The sequence below is a fragment of the Pseudomonas sp. 3A(2025) genome, from assembly GCF_054589175.1.
This window is the reverse complement of record NZ_BAAILM010000002.1, coordinates 1-20,826: the sequence shown is the minus strand read 5'-3', so window position 1 is coordinate 20,826 and position 20,826 is coordinate 1. Positions and strand designations below refer to the sequence as shown.

Annotated in this window: 16 protein-coding genes and 4 pseudogenes; 9 read left to right on the top strand and 11 right to left on the bottom strand. The window is 60.1% G+C overall.

What is annotated here, in order from left to right; genetic code table 11:
• Positions 1 to 210 precede the first annotated feature (210 nt).
• Complete coding sequence (locus ACYP2A_RS00335; RefSeq protein ID WP_459741704.1) at positions 211 to 996, bottom strand: transporter substrate-binding domain-containing protein; 786 nt, start codon at positions 994 to 996, stop codon at positions 211 to 213.
• Positions 997 to 1,067: 71 nt separating this feature from the next.
• On the bottom strand, positions 1,068 to 1,562 hold the full coding sequence (locus ACYP2A_RS00330) for a transcriptional regulator (RefSeq protein WP_459741702.1): 495 nt from the start codon (positions 1,560 to 1,562) through the stop codon (positions 1,068 to 1,070).
• A gap of 408 nt (positions 1,563 to 1,970) precedes the next feature.
• Between ACYP2A_RS00330 and ACYP2A_RS00325 the strand changes: the two genes are divergently transcribed.
• Positions 1,971 to 2,471, top strand: coding sequence for a hypothetical protein (locus ACYP2A_RS00325; RefSeq protein WP_459741700.1), 501 nt, complete (start codon positions 1,971 to 1,973; stop codon positions 2,469 to 2,471).
• Positions 2,472 to 2,510: 39 nt separating this feature from the next.
• On the opposite strand, the pseudogene ACYP2A_RS00320 reads toward ACYP2A_RS00325, so the two are convergent.
• Positions 2,511 to 3,611, bottom strand: a pseudogene (locus ACYP2A_RS00320) (methyl-accepting chemotaxis protein); the annotation flags it as partial.
• Positions 3,612 to 3,692: 81 nt separating this feature from the next.
• A pseudogene (locus ACYP2A_RS00315) lies at positions 3,693 to 4,142 on the bottom strand (MCP four helix bundle domain-containing protein); the annotation flags it as partial.
• A gap of 252 nt (positions 4,143 to 4,394) precedes the next feature.
• Between ACYP2A_RS00315 and ACYP2A_RS00310 the strand changes: the two are divergent.
• The 4 genes from ACYP2A_RS00310 to ACYP2A_RS00295 all read left to right on the top strand — a co-directional run bounded on the left by ACYP2A_RS00310 (position 4,395) and on the right by ACYP2A_RS00295 (position 9,809).
• A complete protein-coding gene (locus ACYP2A_RS00310) occupies positions 4,395 to 5,342 on the top strand; it encodes a FecR domain-containing protein (RefSeq protein WP_459741698.1) in 948 nt (315 codons plus the stop codon).
• Positions 5,343 to 5,543: 201 nt separating this feature from the next.
• Positions 5,544 to 8,018 (top strand): TonB-dependent receptor plug domain-containing protein, encoded by a 2,475-nt coding sequence (locus ACYP2A_RS00305; protein WP_459741697.1) that lies wholly within the window; start codon positions 5,544 to 5,546, stop codon positions 8,016 to 8,018.
• Complete coding sequence (locus tag ACYP2A_RS00300) at positions 8,018 to 9,025, top strand: ABC transporter substrate-binding protein (RefSeq protein WP_459741695.1); 1,008 nt, start codon at positions 8,018 to 8,020, stop codon at positions 9,023 to 9,025. The genes ACYP2A_RS00305 and ACYP2A_RS00300 overlap by 1 nt, the downstream gene beginning before the upstream one ends.
• 37 nt (positions 9,026 to 9,062) lie before the next feature.
• Positions 9,063 to 9,809 carry a 2-keto-4-pentenoate hydratase gene (locus ACYP2A_RS00295; RefSeq protein ID WP_459741693.1) on the top strand — a complete coding sequence of 249 codons (747 nt, stop codon included), beginning with the start codon at positions 9,063 to 9,065 and terminating at the stop codon, positions 9,807 to 9,809.
• Positions 9,810 to 9,817: 8 nt separating this feature from the next.
• Here the strand turns inward: ACYP2A_RS00295 and ACYP2A_RS00290 are convergent, their stop codons facing one another.
• A complete protein-coding gene (locus ACYP2A_RS00290; protein ID WP_459741691.1) occupies positions 9,818 to 10,351 on the bottom strand; it encodes a hypothetical protein in 534 nt (177 codons plus the stop codon).
• A 504-nt stretch (positions 10,352 to 10,855) separates the two neighbouring features.
• A pseudogene (locus tag ACYP2A_RS00285) lies at positions 10,856 to 11,411 on the bottom strand (BRO-N domain-containing protein).
• A gap of 478 nt (positions 11,412 to 11,889) precedes the next feature.
• Between ACYP2A_RS00285 and ACYP2A_RS00280 the strand changes: the two are divergent.
• Both ACYP2A_RS00280 and ACYP2A_RS00275 read left to right on the top strand, forming a co-directional pair.
• Complete coding sequence (locus ACYP2A_RS00280) at positions 11,890 to 12,210, top strand: helix-turn-helix domain-containing protein (protein WP_459741689.1); 321 nt, start codon at positions 11,890 to 11,892, stop codon at positions 12,208 to 12,210.
• A gap of 405 nt (positions 12,211 to 12,615) precedes the next feature.
• Entirely contained in the window at positions 12,616 to 13,773 is a 1,158-nt protein-coding gene (locus ACYP2A_RS00275) for a GGDEF domain-containing protein (RefSeq protein WP_459741687.1), read from the top strand.
• Here the strand turns inward: ACYP2A_RS00275 and ACYP2A_RS00270 are convergent.
• From ACYP2A_RS00270 to ACYP2A_RS00260, 3 genes and pseudogenes are all read right to left on the bottom strand, one after another.
• Entirely contained in the window at positions 13,763 to 14,491 is a 729-nt protein-coding gene (locus ACYP2A_RS00270) for a methyl-accepting chemotaxis protein (RefSeq protein ID WP_459741900.1), read from the bottom strand. The two genes, ACYP2A_RS00275 and ACYP2A_RS00270, sit on opposite strands and share 11 nt — an antisense overlap.
• 126 nt (positions 14,492 to 14,617) lie before the next feature.
• A pseudogene (locus ACYP2A_RS00265) lies at positions 14,618 to 15,703 on the bottom strand (cache domain-containing protein); the annotation flags it as partial.
• Between the two features lie 54 nt (positions 15,704 to 15,757).
• Positions 15,758 to 16,738, bottom strand: coding sequence for a LysR substrate-binding domain-containing protein (locus ACYP2A_RS00260; RefSeq protein WP_459741685.1), 981 nt, complete (start codon positions 16,736 to 16,738; stop codon positions 15,758 to 15,760).
• Between the two features lie 133 nt (positions 16,739 to 16,871).
• On the opposite strand from ACYP2A_RS00260, the gene ACYP2A_RS00255 reads away from it, so the two are divergent.
• Together ACYP2A_RS00255 and ACYP2A_RS00250 are read left to right on the top strand one after the other, a co-directional pair.
• Positions 16,872 to 17,777 (top strand): glycine betaine ABC transporter substrate-binding protein, encoded by a 906-nt coding sequence (locus tag ACYP2A_RS00255; RefSeq protein ID WP_459741683.1) that lies wholly within the window; start codon positions 16,872 to 16,874, stop codon positions 17,775 to 17,777.
• Positions 17,778 to 17,807: 30 nt separating this feature from the next.
• Positions 17,808 to 19,850, top strand: coding sequence for an oxidoreductase (locus ACYP2A_RS00250; protein WP_459741681.1), 2,043 nt, complete (start codon positions 17,808 to 17,810; stop codon positions 19,848 to 19,850).
• An 11-nt stretch (positions 19,851 to 19,861) separates the two neighbouring features.
• Here ACYP2A_RS00250 and ACYP2A_RS00245 read toward each other — a convergent pair whose 3' ends face one another.
• Together ACYP2A_RS00245 and ACYP2A_RS00240 are read right to left on the bottom strand one after the other, a co-directional pair.
• Positions 19,862 to 20,269 carry a PIN-like domain-containing protein gene (locus ACYP2A_RS00245; RefSeq protein ID WP_459741680.1) on the bottom strand — a complete coding sequence of 136 codons (408 nt, stop codon included), beginning with the start codon at positions 20,267 to 20,269 and terminating at the stop codon, positions 19,862 to 19,864.
• Between the two features lie 228 nt (positions 20,270 to 20,497).
• On the bottom strand, positions 20,498 to 20,826 hold a 329-nt coding region (locus ACYP2A_RS00240), incomplete at its 5' end, for an ATP-binding protein (RefSeq protein ID WP_459741677.1).

Genomic DNA, 20,826 nt, shown 5'->3' with positions numbered 1-20,826 from the left:
GGTCCATTTACAGAGATGCGATACTTTTTGATCGCTTGCTCATCACGGGTCGTACGATGTTAGCAGACTCATTTCTAGATGTAACCAATGATTTCCCGCTAAGTGTCAAGCGCTCTACTGTCGCAGTCGTGAATGAGATTGCGCTGTCTTTGGTGACAGCTTGAATAAAAAATCGTTTCGTATTTTTTACAGTTGTCTGATGTCTTTGTCTTATTGATTCGGCAAAGCCAGCCATTCGCCCAAAACCTTCTGATAGGCGCCGGTGGCCTTGCTCAAGTGCAGCCATTGGTCGACGTAGCTTTTCCAGGCGATGTCATCGCGCGGCAACAGATAGGCTTTTTCGCCGTATTGCATATAGCGCGACGGGTTGACGGCACACAGCCCCGGCAAACGCTTCTGTTGATACAGCGCTTCGGAAGCATCGGTGATCATCACATCGGCTTGCTTGTTCAGCAGTTGCTGGAAGATGGTGTTGTTGTCGTGAAAAGCCAGTTGCGCCTTGGGCAGCCAGGCGCGGGCGAAGGCCTCGTTGGTGCCGCCGGCCGGTTCGATCAGGCGCACCGCAGGCTGATTGATCTGCTCGACCGTCTGGTACAGCGCCTGGTCTTCACAACGCACCAACGGAATCTTGCCGTCCACATCCAGAACACTGCTGAAGAACGCTTTCTTCTGCCGTTCCAGCGTGACCGAAATACCGCCCACACCGATGTCGCACTTGTTTGCCAACATGTCGGGCATCAGGGTTTTCCAGGTGGTCGGCACCCATTTGACGGACACATTCAGGCTTTGCGCCAGCGAGCGCGCCATGCTGATGTCGATGCCTTCGTACTCACCGTCCTCACGCAAAAACGTGTAGGGCTTGTAATCACCGGTGGTGCACACCGTCAACTGCCCGGCTTGCTGAACCCTGTCGAGATGGGAAAGCGGTTCCTGGGCTTGAACCACACTGCAAAAACCGAGCATCAAAACGGCCAGACTGCTGGATTGGATATTCATTGAAGAACGACTCGTTGCTGGAGGTTGGAGAGGGCAAAAACTGAAGCAGGCAGGCTTCATATGCTGGAGAGCTATGCACACGCTTGGGGCTGACTGTTCCACTGGCCTTCAAACGCCAGATTCAGTTGATAGCGTTCATGATCGAGTTGATTGATTGTATTCAGAGCTGCCAATAGATCGGCCTCTCCGGTCTTGGCTTCAAGATACAGACCGCGTAGATAACGCTCGTTGACCAGCGGAACCTTGCCGCTTTTTTCCCAGATGGCGACGGCCTGCCCGGAGACACCCATGATTTCTCCCAGACTTTCCTGGGACAGCCCCAACTCCTTACGAAGAAACCGAAACTCTGCTCCGTTCAATACCGCCGGTTTTTCAGCGGTGGCTTTGCCAATGGCATCGTGCAGCCCTGTGACATCGGTAATCGCGATGGCTTCGCCATGAACCGTTTTTTTCATCAGGAAGCCATTGCATAGCCAGACATTGGTCAGGCCGCATTCCACATAGTGGTACATCCGGATTACCTCTTTTTCAACGTCCTGACGAGTAGCAAGACTGTAGCGCAGCAAACACAATGCCATGATCTGATTCAACACATTCGTAAGAGCCCATGCCTTGCAGCTGACACAGCGCTGTCGCGCAGCAAATAATGGACCAGTAGGAGCGAGCGTAAAGCTCGCGAAGAGGCCGGTACATTCAACATATTCGGCAGCATATAGTCAGCATTCGCAAGCTCAACCGGGCGGCGATCCGACTTCCCCCTACGAATTCGATAATTTTCATATCCTTATTAATCATCAGGACAGCAGGCTTTGTCTGACTCAGAGAAAATCGAGACGGTTCTGCTTATGTAAGGGCGTAATACCTATAGTCAGTGGGCGTTTTTCCTACATGGATGTCATTGTGGCCACCTCGATTGTCAGCCTCACCCGCCCTGCGATACCGTGCTCAGCTCTTCAATACGCCGGATCGAGTCAATGAAAGGATTTCTGAGTGGTTTGCTGTTGTCAGGTTGTGTGCTGAGCGCAGCCGCCGTGCACGCTGACCCGCGCTACCGTTTCGAGGCTTATCCTGCTTCGACTGTCTCAAGCAAAGCACTGGGTCAGATCGACTGGAAGTCGAGCCCGGACACCGCCAAATACTGGAAGTCCAAGGAAGCGGCAGAGGCTGTAGTCGGGCAAGCGCCTGATTTTGCCGGGCACTTTGTGGTGACCCGTTATGGCTGTGGATCGGGCTGCACCGCGACGCTGTTCATCGATACGAACAACGGCAAGATCTACAAGGCGCCGATGAATGAGGCTTCGACCGAGGAGGGCGCGTACAAGCCTTCCAGCAATCTGATCTTCATGAGTGACTACCGCTATGTCGGTTCAGGCCCGCAAATGACCGAGACCAAAGGCGTGGTGGTCTGGAACGAGAAGGCCGCGAAGTTCGAAGTCTTGCACAAGGACAAGCCGGTCAGGCTTGAGATGGAATAAGCCGCTGCGCCTCCCTGCGCAGTGCTTGTTTAACGCAGGTTATGTACGAAAACGCAGGACCACTTGATTGAGCCCCACGGCCAACTGCGAGAGTTCGCCGCTGGCGGCGGCGGTCTGATCGGCACCGGCCGAGTTTTGCAGCGAAAGGTCGCGGATGCTGGTCAGGTTGCGGTCCACTTCGCGGGCCACTTGCGCCTGTTCTTCGGTGGCCGAGGCAATGCTGATGTTGCGCTCGTTGATCTGCGCAATGGCGGCGGTGATGTCGGCCAGCGCCTGGCCAGCGGCTTCGGCGACGCTCAAGCTGGTGCGCGCGCGTTCGCTGCTCAGGCCCATGGCGGTGACGGCCTTGCTGGCGCCGCTCTGGATCGAGGCGATCATGGTTTCGATCTCGGCGGTCGACTGTTGGGTACGGTGCGCCAGCGCCCGGACTTCATCGGCCACCACGGCAAAGCCGCGACCTGCTTCACCGGCCCGTGCGGCTTCGATGGCGGCGTTGAGGGCCAGCAGGTTGGTCTGGTCAGCGATGCCGCGAATCACATCCAGCACGCCGCTGATGCTTTGCACCTGCACGGCCAGGCCATCGATTTCGGTGGCCGTATTGCCGACCGCTTCGTGCAGTTCGTTGATCACCGTGACCGTCTCGCCAACGCGCTGGCGACCATTTCTGGCCGAGTCACTCGAATCCTGCGCGGCGTCTGAGGCCAGTGCCGCGTTGCGTGCGACTTCCTCTACGGCAGCGCTCATCTGATTGATCGCGGTTGCGGCCTGGTTGATTTCGTCGTTCTGGCGCTGAATGCCGCGCAGGGCATCTTCGGTCACGGCGGTCATTTCTTCTGATGTAGACGCCAGTTGATTGGACGAGTCGCCCAGTTCACCCAGCGTGCGCCGCAGGTTCTGCTGCATCACCGACAACGCGGCCAGCAGGCGGCCTGGCTCATCGCGGCCATCGACGTCGATCGGCTTGCTCAGGTCATTGCCGGCAATCTGCTCGGCCACCGCCAGCGCCTTGGCAATCGGGGCGACCAGGCCACGGGTGAACAGCGCCGCCAGAATCAACGTGGCAACCAGCGCAACCAGAATCGCGGCGATGGTGACGTAACGCGCCTGCGTGTAAGTCTGGTCGGCCACGGCATCGGAGCGCGCCTGCATGGCGTCGGTCAGTTGGTTGATGGTCTGGATATCCTGAGTCAGACGGTTAGCCGCTTGGGTCTGCTCGCCAGACGGGCTGGACAGGGCGCTGATAAGGTCCTCGCGCTTTTGCTCTACTGCTTCCAGATAGCGGGTGTGCACGCCAAGGTAAGCGTTGAGGTCGGTTTCCATCTGTTGATAGGCCTTTTGCCCGGCATCATCGGTCAGCAAAGGCTTGAGCTTGCGCACATCGGTTTGCAGGTCGGTACGCCCCTGATTGATGCGCTGGCGCGCCAGGTCCAGGGCTTGAGGATTTTGTGCGATGCGCAAATTGGTATTGCCCAGGCGGATGGTCAACAGGTCGCTTTCAATGTTGGCGATGGCCTGGCCTGCCGGCATGACCTGGTTCTGCAGGATCTCACGCGAGTCTTTGAGTTTTGAGGCCTGGTACAGCGAAAACAGCCCGAGGGCGGTGATCAACGCGGCAAAAAAGCCGAAGCAGAGCAGTGATCGCGGAGCGATGTTGAGGTTTCTCAAATTCATGGGGGAGGCCGTTTATTGAGTGATAGATAGCTGACTATCGACCCTGATCGGTTCAGCTTTAGAACTAATGTTAGGAAATGTGAATTTTCTTTAAATACGCACGCTAGAGCGTTCGCCAAGTGCTCGTCGCGGGTTTGTGTAAATGCATGATGCTGTCAATAATGCGATCAATTATTATTAGCCCTTGAAATTCTATCTCATGAAGAGACGTGATCCATTGACCTCATACCCACGCCACAGTGGGCGCAGCCGATGAGTGCTGTGCCGGACCTCAAGACTCTGGAAGCCGCTGCTGCCTGGTATGCGCAACTCAACGATGGCGCTGTCGATGAGGTGCGTATCCAGGCTTGGCAGCAATGGCTCAGGGAGTCCCCGCAGAATGCCGCCGCCTGGGAGCGGGTCGAACTGCTGCAAAGCCAGTGGGCGCGCATACCGCAGCAGGCGGCATTGTCCAGCCTGAGTGCAGCGCAGGCGCAACGCCGTGAGGTGCTCAAGGTGCTTTCAATTTTGCTCGCTATCGGCGGTGCCGGCTGGCTGGCGGCCGGGTATGTGCCGTATCGGGCGTTGCTCGCTCAGCAGCACACCCGGGGTAACGAGCGACGCACCTTGCAACTCGAAGACGGTTCGCAGCTGGTGCTCAATGCCGACACCGCCGTGGATATCCGCTTCGATGCCGAGCAACGGCTGATCCAGCTGCATCAAGGCGAGATTCTGGTGCAAACCGCCAGGGATCCGGCGCAGCGGCCGTTTATCGTGTCGAGCGAAGAAGGCAGCACTCTGGCGCTGGGCACTCGATTCAGTGTGCGGCAACTGGCCGGCAAGACCCGCGTCGGGGTGCTGGAAGCCGCCGTGCAGGTGCGCCCGCTGCAAAGCATCCATCATGTAAACCGCCTGGTTGCCGGCTGGCAGGTGACCTTCGACCGCAACCAGGTCAGCCAGCCTGAGCGCCTGCCGGAAGGTTCGACGGCCTGGGTGCAGGGCCTTTTGAGTGTCAATGACTGGCAACTGGGCGACTTTCTCGATGAGCTGAGCCGCTATCGCCCAGGCGTGCTGCGTTGCAGTGAGTCGATCCGCAGCCTGAGCATTTCTGGCGCCTTCCGTCTCGACGACACTGACACGGCGCTGGAGAACCTGAGCCAGAGCCTGCCGGTCAAGGTGCGTTACCTGACCCGCTATTGGGTCAGCGTCGAGCCGGTCTGATGTTTATATGATTACAGTTATGCATATAAGAATAGTTCAATAATGTATTTCGTTTATTTTTAGCTGCTTGCTAGATTCCTTCCGCGACTGACCTGTCCCCCGATTACCGAACCCTCGGCATCGCCCTCGACTTTTCCAATCCACCTGATTCCCGCCGCTGAATGCCGGGAGGTCGGGTTTTATTTATCTTAGGGATGCACGATGAGCCACGTTCCACTGCGCCGGATGCACCGGCTTTCATTGCTGACGCTGTCATTGCTCAGCGTTTATGGAGCCCAGGCGCTCGGTGCGCAAGACGTCGACGGCACGGGCGAATCGGTGCTTGGCACGGTGGTCAGTATCGGCAACCGGGGCGATCAGCGCGCCGCCGCCGACAGCCCGGCGCCGGTGGATGTGATCGGCGCCGAGCAGCTCAATGCCATCAGCGGCGGCAACAGCAACCTGCGCGATGCGCTGTCAAAACTGCTGCCGTCGTTTCAGGTCAACACCTCCAACAACCAGGGCGGCAACGCCATTCAGCGCCAGGCGCAATTGCGCGGCCTGAGCCTGGCCCATGTGCTGGTGCTGGTGAACGGCAAGCGCCGCCACAACACCTCGACCGCCAACCTGACCGCTGGCGGCCAGGCGTCCGGCGCCAACCCGGTCGACCTGGACCTGATCCCGGTCAGCGCCATTGATCACATCGAAGTGCTGCGCGACGGCGCGGCGGCGCAGTACGGCTCTGACGCGATTGCCGGCGTGATCAACATTGTCCTCAAGCAGAACGACAGCGGCGGCAAAGCGGTGACCACTGTGGGCGAGCGCTATCGCTGGAAGGACCGCAGCGACGGCGACACCTACACCCAGACGCTGAACCACGGCTTTGCCTTGCCCGGCGATGGCTTTCTCAACCTGGCGCTGGATGCGAAAAAACAGAACTGGACGTTGCGCAATGGCGAAGCCAGCGGCAATTTCTACTTCCCGGGCGATGCACGGGAAAACACCGTCGACAAGCGCGTCAACCAGGGCGGCCTGCCGAAGATCGAAGCACTGAACCTGTCGTATAACGCCGAACTGCCGCTCAGCGAAGACGTAACGCTGTACTCGTTCAGCACCTGGAGCCACCGCGAGGGCGTGGTCGGGCAGAGCTTTCGTTTGCCCAACTCGACCAGCTACATCCCGGAAGTGTTTGGCAGCTCGGTGATGCAGCAGCGCCTGGAACTGACCGAGGAGGACTATCAGTTTGCCGGCGGCATCAAGGGCGAGGACTTTCACGGCTGGCACTGGGATGTGTCGAGCACCTACGGCAGCAACCGCGCCGATCACCGGCAGGTCAACACCGTCAACCCGTCGCTGGGCCCGACCACGCCGACCGGGTTCGACACCTATTCGTCGGAGTTTTCGCAGTGGACCAACAACCTCGACCTGACCCGCGCTTTCGATGTCGGCCTGCGTAATCCAGTGCAGGTGTCGTGGGGCCTTGAGCACCGTCACGAGCGTTACCAGACGATCATTCACGACCCGCTGGCCTACGCCAATGGCGGCTATGTCTACCCCAGCGGGCCACTGGCCGGCAGTGCCGCCGCCGTCGGTGCGCAGGGCGCGATCACCATCCTGCCCGAAGACGCCGCCGACCTGTCGCGCAACAGCTATGCGACCTACCTGGACCTGGGCTTCGACCTGACCGACCGCTGGTTCGTCGGCGTGGCAGCGCGCGGCGAGCATTACGACGACGCGGCCGGCGACACCGTCAACGGCAAGCTCTCGACCCGTTACATCCTCACTGACGACCTCAACCTGCGCGGCACGGTGAGCAACGGCTTCCGCGCGCCGTCGCTGTCGCAGACCGGCTATGCCAACTCGTCGATGGGCTACAACGCCAGCCTCGGCCCCGGCCTGAGCACCACCCGCCTGGTGCGCCCGGACTCGGCGCTGGGCCAGGCGCTGGGCGCCAAGGACCTGACCCCGGAGAAGTCGACCAACTTCAGCCTTGGCCTGAACTACACGCCGACCGAAAACAGCAACGTGTCGGTCGATGCCTATCACATCATTCTTGAAGACCGCATCGCCCAGACCGGCTTTCTGGGCGGCGCCGGTGTCAATTCGATCCTGATCGCCAACGGCTTTGCTGGCAGCCAGTCGCTGTCGTATTTCGCCAACGCCATCGACACCAAGACCAGCGGCGTCGATGTGGTCGGCTCGTACAAGCAGGACTTCGGCCGCTTGGGCAACGTGCGTTGGGATGCGGCGTTCAACTGGAACGAGACGAAGATCACCGACATCGCCGACTCACCGGCGCAACTGGCGGCACTCAACCTGACCCTGTTCAACCGCGTAGCCCAGGGCTACATCACCGACTACAACCCCAAGACCAAGTTGGTGCTAGGCGGCAACTGGAAGGTCGACGACTGGAACGTCAATCTGCACCTGACCCGCTACGGCCGTTATGACCTGATCACCAGCGCCACCAATTCGGCCACCGACCAGCATTATGGCGCCAACTGGGTCACCGACCTCGACGTGGCCTATGCACTGACCAAGTCGGTCACCGTGGCACTGGGCGCCAACAACCTGTTCAACGTCTACCCCGACAAGAGCAGCGTGGCCGACAGCAGCGGCGCGCAGTTGTATGCGTCGAACAGCCCGTTCGGCCAGTACGGCGGCTTCTATTACGGGCGTCTTGAGGTGGCTTTCTGATGAGCTTCAATCGCAGGCAATTCATTGGCCTGATGGGCGCGACCGGTGCGGTCGCCGCCCTTGGCAGTTGGCCGTTGCGCGGCATGGCCGACACCTCGGCGCTGGGTGACATCACCCTGAATGTCGCCACCTATAAGATCAACTACACCCAGTTCATGGACCTGGCCGGCGAGGCCGACACGCCGTACAAGGTTCATAACGTGTTCGTGCCGTTCGATGTGGCGCTGCGTTCGATTGCGGCGGGTGACATCGATGTCGGCATGAGCTTCACCGATATTCCGCTGACCATCTGGGGCCAGAGCCTGGACGGTATTCGCCTGGTCGGGGTGGCCAACAACGTGATCGTCAACAAGCTGCTGGCGGTGGTGGTGCCGCCGGGTTCGAAGATCGAGAACGTGGCGCAGCTCAAGGGCAAGCGTGTCGGCTACCTGAAGGCCTCCAATCAGCATTACTTTTTGCTCAAGCTGCTGGAGCAGAACGGCCTGACGTTCGACGACATCGTGCCGGCTGCGCTGACCCTGGACATGGGCCGGCCGGCGTTTTTGTCCGGGCAACTGGACGCCTGGATCACCCAGGGCTCCGACACGCTGATCGCCCAGCGCACCAACGGCGGCCGCGAGCTTGCCAGCGCCGCCGAGGGGTATGTCGGCAACTCGCTGATCTGCGCCAACCAGAAGGCACTGGATGACCCACGCCGGCTGGCGGCCATCACCGATTACCTGCAACGCGCCGACCGCACGCTGCGCTGGCTCGACGCCAACCCGGAGGCCTGGGCGCAGCGCAGTCATGAACTGACAGGCATCAGCCTGGACATCTACCGCGAACAGGCCGGGCTTGAAGGCGGGCGAGGGCGGCGGTTGTACGCGGCCAGCCCGCGTTTCATTCGCCAGCAACAACAGGCCGCCGACTTTTTGCACGCCAAGGGCGTGGCGCGGCAGGCCCTTGATGTCAGCTCGCTGTGGGACAACCGGCTGGCCGGGGCACTGGGCGTGCTGGAAGGCAACTGATGCTTATACTTCTCGGGTCTTTTGAAGGAGCCATTGCATGACCGATCAACTCCGCCTTATCGCCGAACACCTGACTCAAACCGGTCGGTTGGTCGAACCACCGTCCGCCGAACAGGTGCCGGACACGGCAACGGCCTACGCCGTGCAACAGCACATCGTGCGCCAGCGCGGCACCACCGTGGGCGGCTGGAAGATTGGCCTGGCCGCTGCGAATGGTCCGGTGCAAGGCTCGGCACTGCCGGCCGATGGCCTGTTGCCAAGCGGCATCTCGCTGCCACGCGCAGGCTATGTGCCAGGTGCACTGGAGCTGGAAATCGCCTTTCGCTTCAAGCGCAGCTTTGCCCCACGCAGCGAGCCGTGGAGCGATGCCGAGGTTTACGCCGGCATCGGCTCGGTGGCCGCGACCATCGAGGTGGTGGCCAGCCGTTATCAGGGCTGGCCGAAGGTCACGCCGCTGGCGATGCTCGCCGACTTGCTTAACCACGGCGCGTTGATCGTCGGTAAGTTCGTCGAATACCGAGAAGACTTCGTCTTCAACCAGCCAGCGCTGTCACTGACCTTCGACGGCAAGGAAATCACCAACGGCCCCGGCGCGAATCCTGCTGGCGACCCGCGTTTGCTGCTGCCGTGGCTGGTCAACCACTACAGCCGCCAGGGCCTGACCCTGACGACTGATACGGTGATCACCACGGGGTCGTACACCGGACTGTTTACCCCTGAAGGGCCAGGTTTGGTGCACGGCGTTATCGAAGGTCTGCCCGCAGTGACGGTGCAGTTGGTATAAAGCCGTGACTATCCGTACTCAACGTTTGAATTAACCCACTGGTCAAAGTCCGGATGCTCGCGCCGGGCTTTTTCCGCCAGTTGCTCAGGCGTCGCATCGCCCAGGCCGTAGCGTGCATCGACCGCCCGGGCCAGGGCCTGCCAGTCCAGTTTGCGTTCGTCATCCTCATCCGGCTCCAGCCAGGCACCGTCAAAGAACTGCTTGCCGCTGGCCAGTTGCCGAATGTAATCCTCGATAGTGCTCGCCACCAGACTCGTCTCGCCTTCTGAACCGAGAAACACCACGGGCGGCTGCGCGTTCAGGCCGGGGTAATACCACAGCAAAAACATCGAGCCGGTGCCGTCCTGGCCAAACTGCACAAAACTGTCACCCGCCGCAGCCCAGCGCTGCCCGCCAAACCAGTGGCCAAAGGTTTCGGCCAGCTCCTGATCGCTGTAAGACGCAGATTCGAAATCGATGGGCCAGCCGATAAGGTCTTGATCGTAAAGTGTGTTGATGAAGGCGATGGCGTCGCGGGTGGTGTCGTCCAGTTTGCTGTGCATGAAGAGGGCTCCTTGTGTTCAGCAGGGCGCTGGGGCTTGGGAAGGGTAGACAACAGAAAACGGCAGATTTTCAATAAGCGCTTTAACCATTCTCGGACGTGAGCATCAAGAAGTACGTTAACCGCCGGCTCTACTGGAGCGCGACGCTCAGCATTGCTGAAAAACGCCTCGTCCAGTTCGGGGATATCGCTCGTATCAATGTCCGAGTCCTGCTGTGTCGCAAGGTGTGCCCAGTCAGTGTTCGACATAGTGTCTGGCTTCCTGTTTTTCTGACGTGTTGAACCTGGACAATTCGATAGGGAGGCCGCGCTTTGTCGCTGATACAGCGCTGTCGCGCGGCAGACACAGGCTCGTAGGACTGGCTTTAGCCGGGAAGCAGGCGCCAAAAAATTGCGCTGAGGCCTTCGTCGGATTGCCGCCCAGACTAAAGCCACTCCGAGTGTGGTGATTTTTATATCTATTTAAATCAGATAGTCAGATTTGGTAGAGGGGATGATGTCCCTATCAACCGATCCGCAACGCCTCACCTTTGTTCAGCACCTTTCCCACCATTCGCTGCCACCATCCTTGTGGTGCGGCCGGAAGCTCCAGCACCGCCTGCGGCATTGTCCTGCCAGCGCACCCATGACTCATTTCGCCAGTGCAGCAGATGCAGCGAATTGCCCATCCAGTTCAACCGGCTCAGGCTGGGCTGATCATCGTGGGCTGCGTGTTGTTGCTGATGGAGTTCAGGCAGCACCTGATGGGTCATCCACTGGCGCAGGGTGCGGTTTTCGGGCACGTAGTGGTGTACCAGCAAGGCAAACATGCCGGACTCGCTGACCAGCAGGCATTTTTCCCACTCTGCGTGGGCTTCCAGCCAGGCGGTGCGGCGTTGGTCCGGGTCGAGCTTGAGGGTGGCGCGTTCATCGAGTCGGGTGCCCATCAGACGGGCCAGATCTGCCAGGCAGAACCACGCCTGCCCATCGCACAGAATGGCGCGCAGCATGCGGTGGTGGCGGATGAAGAGGGTGGCTTGAAATTGCTTTGTACAGGGGGCTTGGGGGTTGAGCGGGTACATTCGTATAACTCCTGGATATGGAGCTGCCAAACAACGTCGTCAAACGAATGGGTGGCAGCTGTGCGAAGGTTGACGAACCGGTATCCAGGAAACCGGCAGACCCTGAGGTCTCCGACGCACAGCCGCCATAACACAGGCTTCAAGCATACGCTTGAGGCAGTGACAGGGGGCATATGATGCCTGGATAGAGCGGATCGTCAAATCCGGTCGCTGATTTTGCAGCGAGCGATGGTTACGTTAACCACCTTGAGGCAATCGGAACAGGTGATGGCTACAGGCGCTTGGCCGAGGAATTGAGTGCAGATCGTGTAGGACGTTACGGCAACGGAGAGGTGAGCTCGCTGCTAAAGAGTTGACCCTGGAAAACTGACAGTAGCAGGTAGGAATATGATGATTTTTTCGTAAGTCGCTTGAGCCATTGCTGACACGCTATAAGCTTTTTATCGCAGTTTTGATATATTTTGGCGAGGGTATGGCAATGGCTCTTCAGTATCACGATAGCCCTTTTCACGTGACTTACGACGAGGGCGCGGCCAGCAAGATGGCGCTGAAAATGGACCTTGCCATTTTCATTACCCAATGTCTGAAAACCTTGAGCCTCAAGCAGAACGAAGTCGCCGACAGGCTCAGCGTGACCCAGTCGCGCATCTCTGATCTGGCTAAAGGAAAAATCGAGAAATTTACCATCGACGCGATGATCGACATGCTCGATAAACTGGGTTTTCGTTCCAGCTTTACGTCGTCAGGAGCAGATGGCAGTGCTGCGGGCATTGTGATTAGTAAAGCGGTGAGTGCTTGAGTTGGCTTTTACCCCAAGCCCAACTCACGCTTCAAGTCTTCAGTCGTTCATGGACGATTTTCATCGCATGACGATCCACTGCATTCAATTAAGGGTGGCAGCTGTGCGAAGGTTAGCGAACCGGTACCCAGAAAACCGGCAGACCCGAAGATCTCCGACGCACAGCCGCCATGACACCTACCTCAAGCGTGAGCCTGACGCAGGTAGGGTGACGCTGTCACGTCTGGATAGTGCGGATCGCTAAATCCGGTCGCTGATTTTGCAGCGAACGGCGCGCAGCCTAGCGTGGCGATGCAGGGCAGACAAGTGATGGCCACAGGATGTCTCTGATGAACACTCTGAAAAATCCCCTCAAACGCCTACAATCCATTTTCTTCAAGGCAACTCACTCAGGCCCGTCAGTCTATGGCGCTCGACCCTCTCACCATGTTGGTGCTCACCATTGCCCTGGCCGCCTCCGCTGCGCTGTATCTGGCCATCGAGTGGCGCAGTGTGCGTGAGTCTTCGCTGCTGTTCTGGAGCGCAGGTTTCGCCACGATCAGCGTGGGCTGCATGTTGGCGTTGCTGCGCAGCAGCGGCCTGTTATTGATCGGCATCTGGTTCGCCAATGGTCTGTTGGTGGTTGCGCACTGGCTGTTTCTACTGGGCGTTGCCCGCTTTACCGAGGTGCGCCTGTCGCGTGCCTGGTATTTGATCGGTGTGGTCTGGTTTGCCTTGTTATTACTGCCGACCGACCCGTCATGGTCCAGGGTCATGCTGCTGGCCAACTCCCTGCTGGTGGCGCTGCTGTCGCTGCGCGCCAGCTTTTTGCTGCGCCCGCATGGCCAGTCGTTGAGCGTCGGCGCGGTGCAGTTGCGCTACGTCATGCTGTTGCATGGGCTGTTCTACATCATCAAGGCGGCGACGGCGGTGGTGCCGGGCACCTTGATCGATCTGGCGTCGTTGCGCGGCGAGATCATTCAGATTTCGCTGGTCGAGGGTGTCATGGCGGTGATGCTGATCGCGCTGTCGATGACCGGCACCGAGCGTCATCGTCGCGAGCGGCGTATCGCCCGGCTGGCGGCCCGCGACCCGCTGACCGCGCTGTACAACCGCCGCGCCTTCGAGGGCCGCGCCACGCGCTTGCTTGAAGATGTCTCACCCGACACGCCCGGCGCTTTGCTGTTGATCGATATCGACAACTTCAAACTGGTCAACGACCTGCATGGCCACACTGCCGGCGACCGGCTGCTGGTCACCCTCAGCGAACTGATCCGCGCCGAACTGCCCAAAGGCTCACTCGCCGCCCGGCTTGGCGGTGACGAGTTCGTTATCCTGCTGCGCGACACCTCATGCGAACAGATCGGGGCACTGGGCAGCATGTTGCGCGAACAGTTTCACAAGGTTGCGGCAGAGACGTTTGTCACGCCCAAGGCCGTCACCCTGAGCATTGGCGCCAGCCTGTTCGATCAGGCACCCGCGACCTTGGCAGGGCTGATCGAGCAGGGCGACGCCGCGCTTTATGAGTCAAAGCGCGGCGGGCGTGACCGGTTGCGGCTGGTGGATTTGACCGTTACGACTTGAAGCGCCCCACCAACCCGTTCAACTCACTGGAGAGATGCGAAAGCCGGCCCGAGTCTTCCTGCGCCGAGTTGGCCAGGCTTTCGACCAGCCGCGATTCGTCATAGATCTGCTGGATATGCCGGTTGATTTCTTCGGCAACGCTGTGCTGCTCTTCGGCGGCCGCCGAGATTTGCAGGTTTTGATCCCTGATTTCATTGACCGACAGCTGGATGCCTTCAAAGCTGTCGCGGGCGTTTTCGATCGACGACACGCTGGCGCGTGACAGGTCCAGGCAACTCTCCATCTTCTGCGAGACTTCCTGCGTCTTGCTGCCGAGCGAGTTGAGCAACTGGTCGATTTCACCGGTGGAATCGGAGGTGCGTTTGGCCAGTGCCCGGACTTCATCGGCGACCACCGCAAAGCCTCGGCCCTGATCCCCGGCGCGTGCCGCTTCGATGGCCGCGTTGAGTGCCAGCAGGTTGGTCTGCTCGGCAATGGCGCGGATGGTGCCCAGAATCTGGTTGATGCTGCGGCTGCCTTCTTCCAGCTCGACCATGGCCTGCGACGACTCGGACAAGCGGCGGCCCAGGCGATTGACGTTCTGGGTGGTCAACTCGATCTGCTGCTTACCTTCTGCCACGCGGTGATGACCGCTCTCGGCAGAGCCTGCGGCGGCGCTGCACGAGCGGGCCACTTCGTTGGCGGTCGCAACCATTTCGTTGAAGGCGGTCGACACCATCTCTACCGCTTCTCGCTGACGGGCCGCTGCCTGATTCATATTGCTGGCGACTTCGCTGTTCACCCGCGAGGCGTCTTGCAAGTTGGTCGAGGCGGCGCCGATGTGCTGGATCAACTGGCGTATGGCCGCGAGGAATTTGTTGAACCAGCCGGCCAGCTCGGCGGTTTCATCCTTGCCCTGCACCTTGAGGTCGTGGCGAAGGTCGCCTTCGCCTTCGGCAATCGACTGCAAACCGGTGCTGACCTGGCCGATAGGCTTGACGATGACTTTGGAAAACGCCGCAGCCAGCAGTGCAAAGAACAGCACCAGAACCGCCACGATGCCGGCGATCAGCCAGGTCATGTGTGTGGCTGCGCCCATGACCTCCTTGTGCTCGATCAAGCCGACGTAACGCCAGCCCAGGCCCGGCGATGTCCAGACATTGGCCATGTAGCGCACACCATCGATCTCGACCTCGGTAGAGCCTTGGGGGGTGGCCGCCAGTTTGGCGTACGGCTCGCCGAGGTCCTTGAGCGGCTTGAAGTTATGCGCGGCGTCGCGTGGGTCGACCAATACAACGCCGTCTTCGATCAGCATCACGTAGCCGCTGTCGCCCAGCTTGATGCTTTTGACCAGTTCAGTAAGGTTTTTCAGCGACACGCTGACGACGAACACACCCTTGGGCTTGCCGGCTTCATCGAGCATGGCGCGGGCGCTGCCGACCAGCGCGACAGCGTCTTTGTCGTAGTAGTAAGCAGCGGTGCGCACGGTTTTACCGGGGCTGGCCATGGCCGCCTTGTACCAGGGCCGCGCACGCGGGTCGTACTTCGACAACTGCGGGTCATCCGGCCATTTGGCGTAGGTGCCGTCTTCCAGGCCGATGGACAGAATGGCGGCTGCCGGGTGGGTTTCACCGTAACGGGCAAACGCATCGATGGCCTGTCGGGCTGCCGGTGGCAGTGGCTGGCTGGCGGCATCGGCGGCCTGATAGTTTTTCAGGCTGGCGATCGAGGTGTAGCGCGAATCGGTGGCCATCTGATCGACGTTCTGGTTGGTGGCGTCGAAGAACTGCCGGATATTGCCGTCGATCTGGCGTATTTCCCGGGTACTGCCATCCAGAAACTGATCGACCGCTTGCGAGCGTATGTTCAGTATCGAGATCACTGCGACCAGGCTGACCGGAATGAAAGCGACCAGGACAAAGGCCAGGACGAGCTTGTTTTTTATTTTCATCGTGAGGATCACTGTCCGAAGAGATGAGGCACCAGGCAGCCCGGTTACGCGGGTTTAGCGCGATGGGGTTGTCTGAACTATTTCGGCGGACAGCAGGGAATCTTTATCGTGGTCTGACGCTGACTGACCCGCATTCCCCAACCACGCCTGCAACGCCGCCACTGCGCGCGGTCGGGTCGAGTGCTCGTTCACGGCCAGGTAGTACCCGCGCCGTGTGGCGTAGCGATGGGGCAGGGCTTCGATCAAACGGCCGTCTGCGATCAGGTCGACCAGCATGTGCGGGCTGCCCAGCGAAATACCGCGTCCCTCCAGGGTTGCCTGGATCTGCTGGGCGTGGTTGTTGAAGGCCATGCGTGCCGGTGGCAGCGTGCCGCGTACGTTCATCTGGTCGAACCAGGCGGCCCAGTCGGCGACGGCCCAGTTGAAGCCGCGCCAGTGTTCGCGATCGAGGTTGAGCAGGCGTTCGTCGAGCAATTGCTGCGGCTCGGTCAGGGTTCGGCCTTGCAGGTACGCCGGGCTGCACAGCGGCACCAGTTCTTCATCCATGAGGTAACTCATGCGCACGCCATGACGCTGGCCGCCGACGCCGCAGGTGATGGCGATGTCGACGTTCTCGGCGCGTAGATCCACCTCGCGGTCCAGTGCGAACAAGCGCAACGACACCTCGGGACATTGCTGCTGAAAGGCATCCAGACGTGGCATTAGCCAATACGTGGCCATGCACACGGTGGCGGCAATGGTGATCGCGCCGCTGGCATCGCTGCGGATTTCGGTGCTGGCCTGAGCGATGCGCTCCAGGCTTTCGTCCACGGCCTCAAAGAGCCGCTGCCCGGCGCTGGTCAGCGTCACGTTGCGATGATTGCGGATGAATAGCGGATTGCCCAGGTGCTCTTCAAGCAGGCGCATTTGCCGGCTGACGGCGGCCTGGGTGATGCACATTTCCTGGGCTGCCAGGGTGAAACTCTGCAGGCGAGCAGCGGCTTCAAACACCACCAGTGCGGTCAGGGGCGGCAAGCGTCGACGTAGCCTTTCCATAACATTTCCTTATCTCAACCGGCAGTTTTAATCGGTTGCGGCCCGGGCTTTGCTTTGTTGTCATTGAAAAAAAGCAACAGCGCTGACTTCGACTGCCAGGAACGCCCACCACCCACGTTGAAGGAAAAAGCCGATGACCGTCTACCCCCTGATCAGACCAAAAGCTTATGTCTGGCTCGCAGGCCTGGCCCTCGCCACCAGCAGTCTGCTGGGCCATGCGGCCGAAACGGAGCCGGTGCGCATCGGCTGGGTGAACTGGTCCGACACCGAGATCACCGCCAAACTGGCGCAAACTGCCTTGCAGGATCAGCTCAAGCAGCCGGTGAAAATGGTCCAGGCCGACATCGGCATTCTGTTTCAGGCCTTGGCCAACGGCAATATCGACCTGATCCCCATGGTCTGGCTGCCCAACACCCACAAGGGCTACTGGGATAAATACAAGGACCAGCTTGAAGACCTTGGCGTGCTCTATCAGGGCCGTATCGGTTGGGCAGTGCCCGATATCGTGCCGGCCAGCGAAGTGTCGACGGTCGAAGACCTCAACAAACCCGAAGTGCGTGAAAAGCTCGGCAGCCGCATCCTCACCTCCGAGGCCGGCAACGGCCAGTACAAGCTGTCGCTGCAGGCCATCGACGATTACAAACTGACCGGCTACAAACTGATTGCCTCCTCCGAAACCGGCATGCTCACCGAAATGGACCGCAGCCTGCGCCGCAATCAGTGGACAGTCATCAATGCCTGGAACCCGCACTGGATGTTCTCCAAGTGGAAGCTGCGCTACCTCGACGATCCCAAAGGCCTGTTTGGCGGCGCCGAGCAGATCCATGCCGTGGCGCGCAAGGGCTTCAGTCAGCAACACCCGCAAGTGGCGTACTTCTTCGCCCATTACTCGATGCCGCTGGCCGAGCTTGAAGACCTGATGATGAAGGCTCGCGAAAGCAGCGTCGATGCCGTGGTGGCGAGCTATTACGCCGCCAACAAACCGCGCTTCCAGGCGATGTTCGAAGCGGCGAAGACCGCAGCTGTCACCCAGCCCTGACTTGCTGTCGCCGCTGATGAGGATGTACTTATGGCCAGCGCCAATGACCCGCTGTTGCAACCCTTTGTCCTGAAAAACCTGCACCTGCGCAATCGCGTGGTGAGCACTTCCCATGAGCCGGCGTATTCCGAAGGCGGCATGCCGCGCCAGCGCTACCGGCTGTATCACGAAGAAAAAGCCAGGGGCGGCGTGGCCCTGACCATGATCGGCGGCTCGTCGATCATCGCCGCCGACAGCCCGCCGGCCTTCGGCAACCTGCATCTGTACAAGGACGAAGTGGTGCCATGGCTGGCCGAACTCGCCGACGGCGTGCACCGGCACGGCAGCGCCGTCATGTGCCAGATCTCGCACCTGGGCTGGCGCGCCAGCAACTTCACCGACGACTGGCTGCCGCTGATGTGGCCACAGCGCGGCCGCGAACACTCGCACCGCAGCTTCACCAAACAGATGGAAGACTTCGACATCACCCGCATCGTGCGCCAGTACGCCGAAGCTGCCGAACGCTGCAAGGCCGGTGGCCTGGACGGGGTTGAAATCGAAGCCTACGGGCATTTGTTCGACGCCTTCTGGAGTCCGTCGAACCAGCGCCAGGACGGCTACGGCGGCGACCTCGAAGGCCGTCTGCGTTTCCCGCTCGAAGTGCTGAACGCCATGCGCAAGGCGGTCGGGCCAGACTTCATCATCGGCGTGCGCATGGCCGTCGACGAAGACTTGCCCGGCGGCATCGATCAGGCACAAGGCCTGACCATCGCCCGCACGCTGGTCGATCACAGTATTGACTTCATCAGCGTCACCAAAGGCCGCATCGACAGCAGCGAAGGCTTGTCCCGCGTCATTCCCGGCATGGGCACGCCCGCCGGCCCACACCTGGAACTGGCCGGCGCCGTGCGCCGCACAGTGCCAGTGCCGGTGATGCACGCCGCGCGCATCAGCGATGTCGCCACCGCCCGTCACGCCCTGCGCGAAGGCCTGGTCGACCTGGTCGGCCTGACCCGCCCGCAAATGGCCGACCCGCACCTGCTGACCAAAGTCGCCGCCGGCCAGGAAGAACGTATTCGCCCCTGCGTCGGCGCCAGCTACTGCATCGACCGCATCTACATCTCCGGCGAAGCGCACTGCATCCACAACCCAGCCACCGGCCGCGAAGCGAGCATCCCGCACATCACCCCGCCAAGTGAGGCGCCCGGTCGGCACATTGTCATCATTGGCGCCGGCCCCGCAGGCCTCGAAGCTGCCCGCGTATCCGCCGAACGCGGGCACCGCGTCACCGTGCTGGAAGCCGCCGACAAAGCCGGCGGCCAGGTACGCATCGCCGCCATGCCGTTCAGACGCCGCGAACTGATCGGCATCATCGACTGGCGCGTGAGCGAGTGCGAACGGCTGGGCGTCAACATCCGTTACAACTGCTATGCCGAGGCTGAGGACGTACTGGCGCTGGAACCGGACGTGGTGATCGTCGCCACCGGCGGGATACCCGACTGCGAGTTTCTGCAAGAGGGCAGCGAACTGGTACACAGCAGTTGGGACGTGCTGAGCGGCGACTTCAAACCGAGCGGTGATGTGCTGGTGTTCGATGGTAACGGCGGGCATCAGGCGATGAGCTGCACCGAAGTGCTGGCGCAGATGTCGGGGGTAACGGTGCAGTTGGTGACAGGGGAGAACATGCTCGGGCCGGATGTCGGCGGGTTGAATATGCCGGCGTATTTGAAGGTGTTTGTCGAGAAGGGCGTGCAGCAGACGTTTTCACAGCGGCTGATCGGGGTACGGGCTGAAGGTTTGAAGCGGGTGGCCAGGCTGTGGTGTGAGGCGACGCGCAGTTGTTTTGAGCGGGTGGTGGATCATGTGGTGGTCGAGCATGGGACGTTGCCGATGGATGAGCTGTATTTTGCGTTGAAGGAGAGGTCGAGCAATCGCGGGGAGCTGGATCAGGAGGCGTTTGTTCAGGTGCGGGGGCAGACGTTGGCTACGTATCCTGAGGGGCGCTTTCAGTTGTTTCGGATCGGCGATGCGGTGGCGAGCCGGGATATTCATGCGGCGATTTATGAGGGGGTCAGGTTGTCGTTGGCTTTATAAGGGCATCAAACTCAGATCTTTATTTGATCAAACTTGCCAGGAGCCGAAAATCTCCAGGACACTCGAAATGCGGCACCCCCGCGTATCAGTTCGGACTGTTGGATGATCGCAGGCCACCAACACACCAGATTTTCAGCTTTTTGCCAGTAGTTCATTTGTCCCCATTGTTTGGCCAAACAAAAAATGGGCAGTCCCGATTCACGAAACGCCAGTTTCTCTGCATCGCCCTTTGTGAAGCGGTCTTGCGAGACGACTGTCCAGCCGCTTTCCTGAGGGAGATCCATAATCCAGTCAACATCTGGCGTATTGGCCGCAAACTTGTCTTTCAGCGCAACAACCGAATGCCCACCGGCCTTGCAGAGTTCATGCAGAGCTCGGGCGATGGCGGGTGGAAGATTGTTATCGATCAGAAATTTCAAGCAGCGATTCCATGCTCATAAGTGACTGCTGCATCCACTACTGCAATGGGTATTTCAAATAGCATTGCAACGCGCTTGCTGTCTTGACCCTCTGCTTGAAATGCGCATTCCACGCCACTTGGACACTCAGACCGCTACCATTTGGACACTCGTTCCATGCTCATTTGGACACCTGATCCACGTCCATTTGGACAGGCAGTCGGAGCGCAGCGACGCAGGTCTGCATTGTTAGTCTGAAGTACCGCTCACCGTCAATTTCGTTGCGCGCTTGCGCATCGACTCACCCTTCAGTTCGATGCGGTAAGCGTTGTGCACCAACCGGTCGAGGATCGCATCGCCCAAGGTCGGGTCGCCGATCAGTGCATGCCATTTATCCACCGGCATCTGGCTGGTCACCAGTGTCGAGCGATGGCCGTAGCGGTCGTCCAGCAGTTCCAGCATGTCGCGGCGTTGGGCGGCGGTAAACGGTGACAGGCCCCAGTCGTCCAGGATCAGCAGGTCGGTCTTGGCGTAACCGGCCATCAGTTTGGCGAAGCGTCCGTCACCGTGGGCCAGGC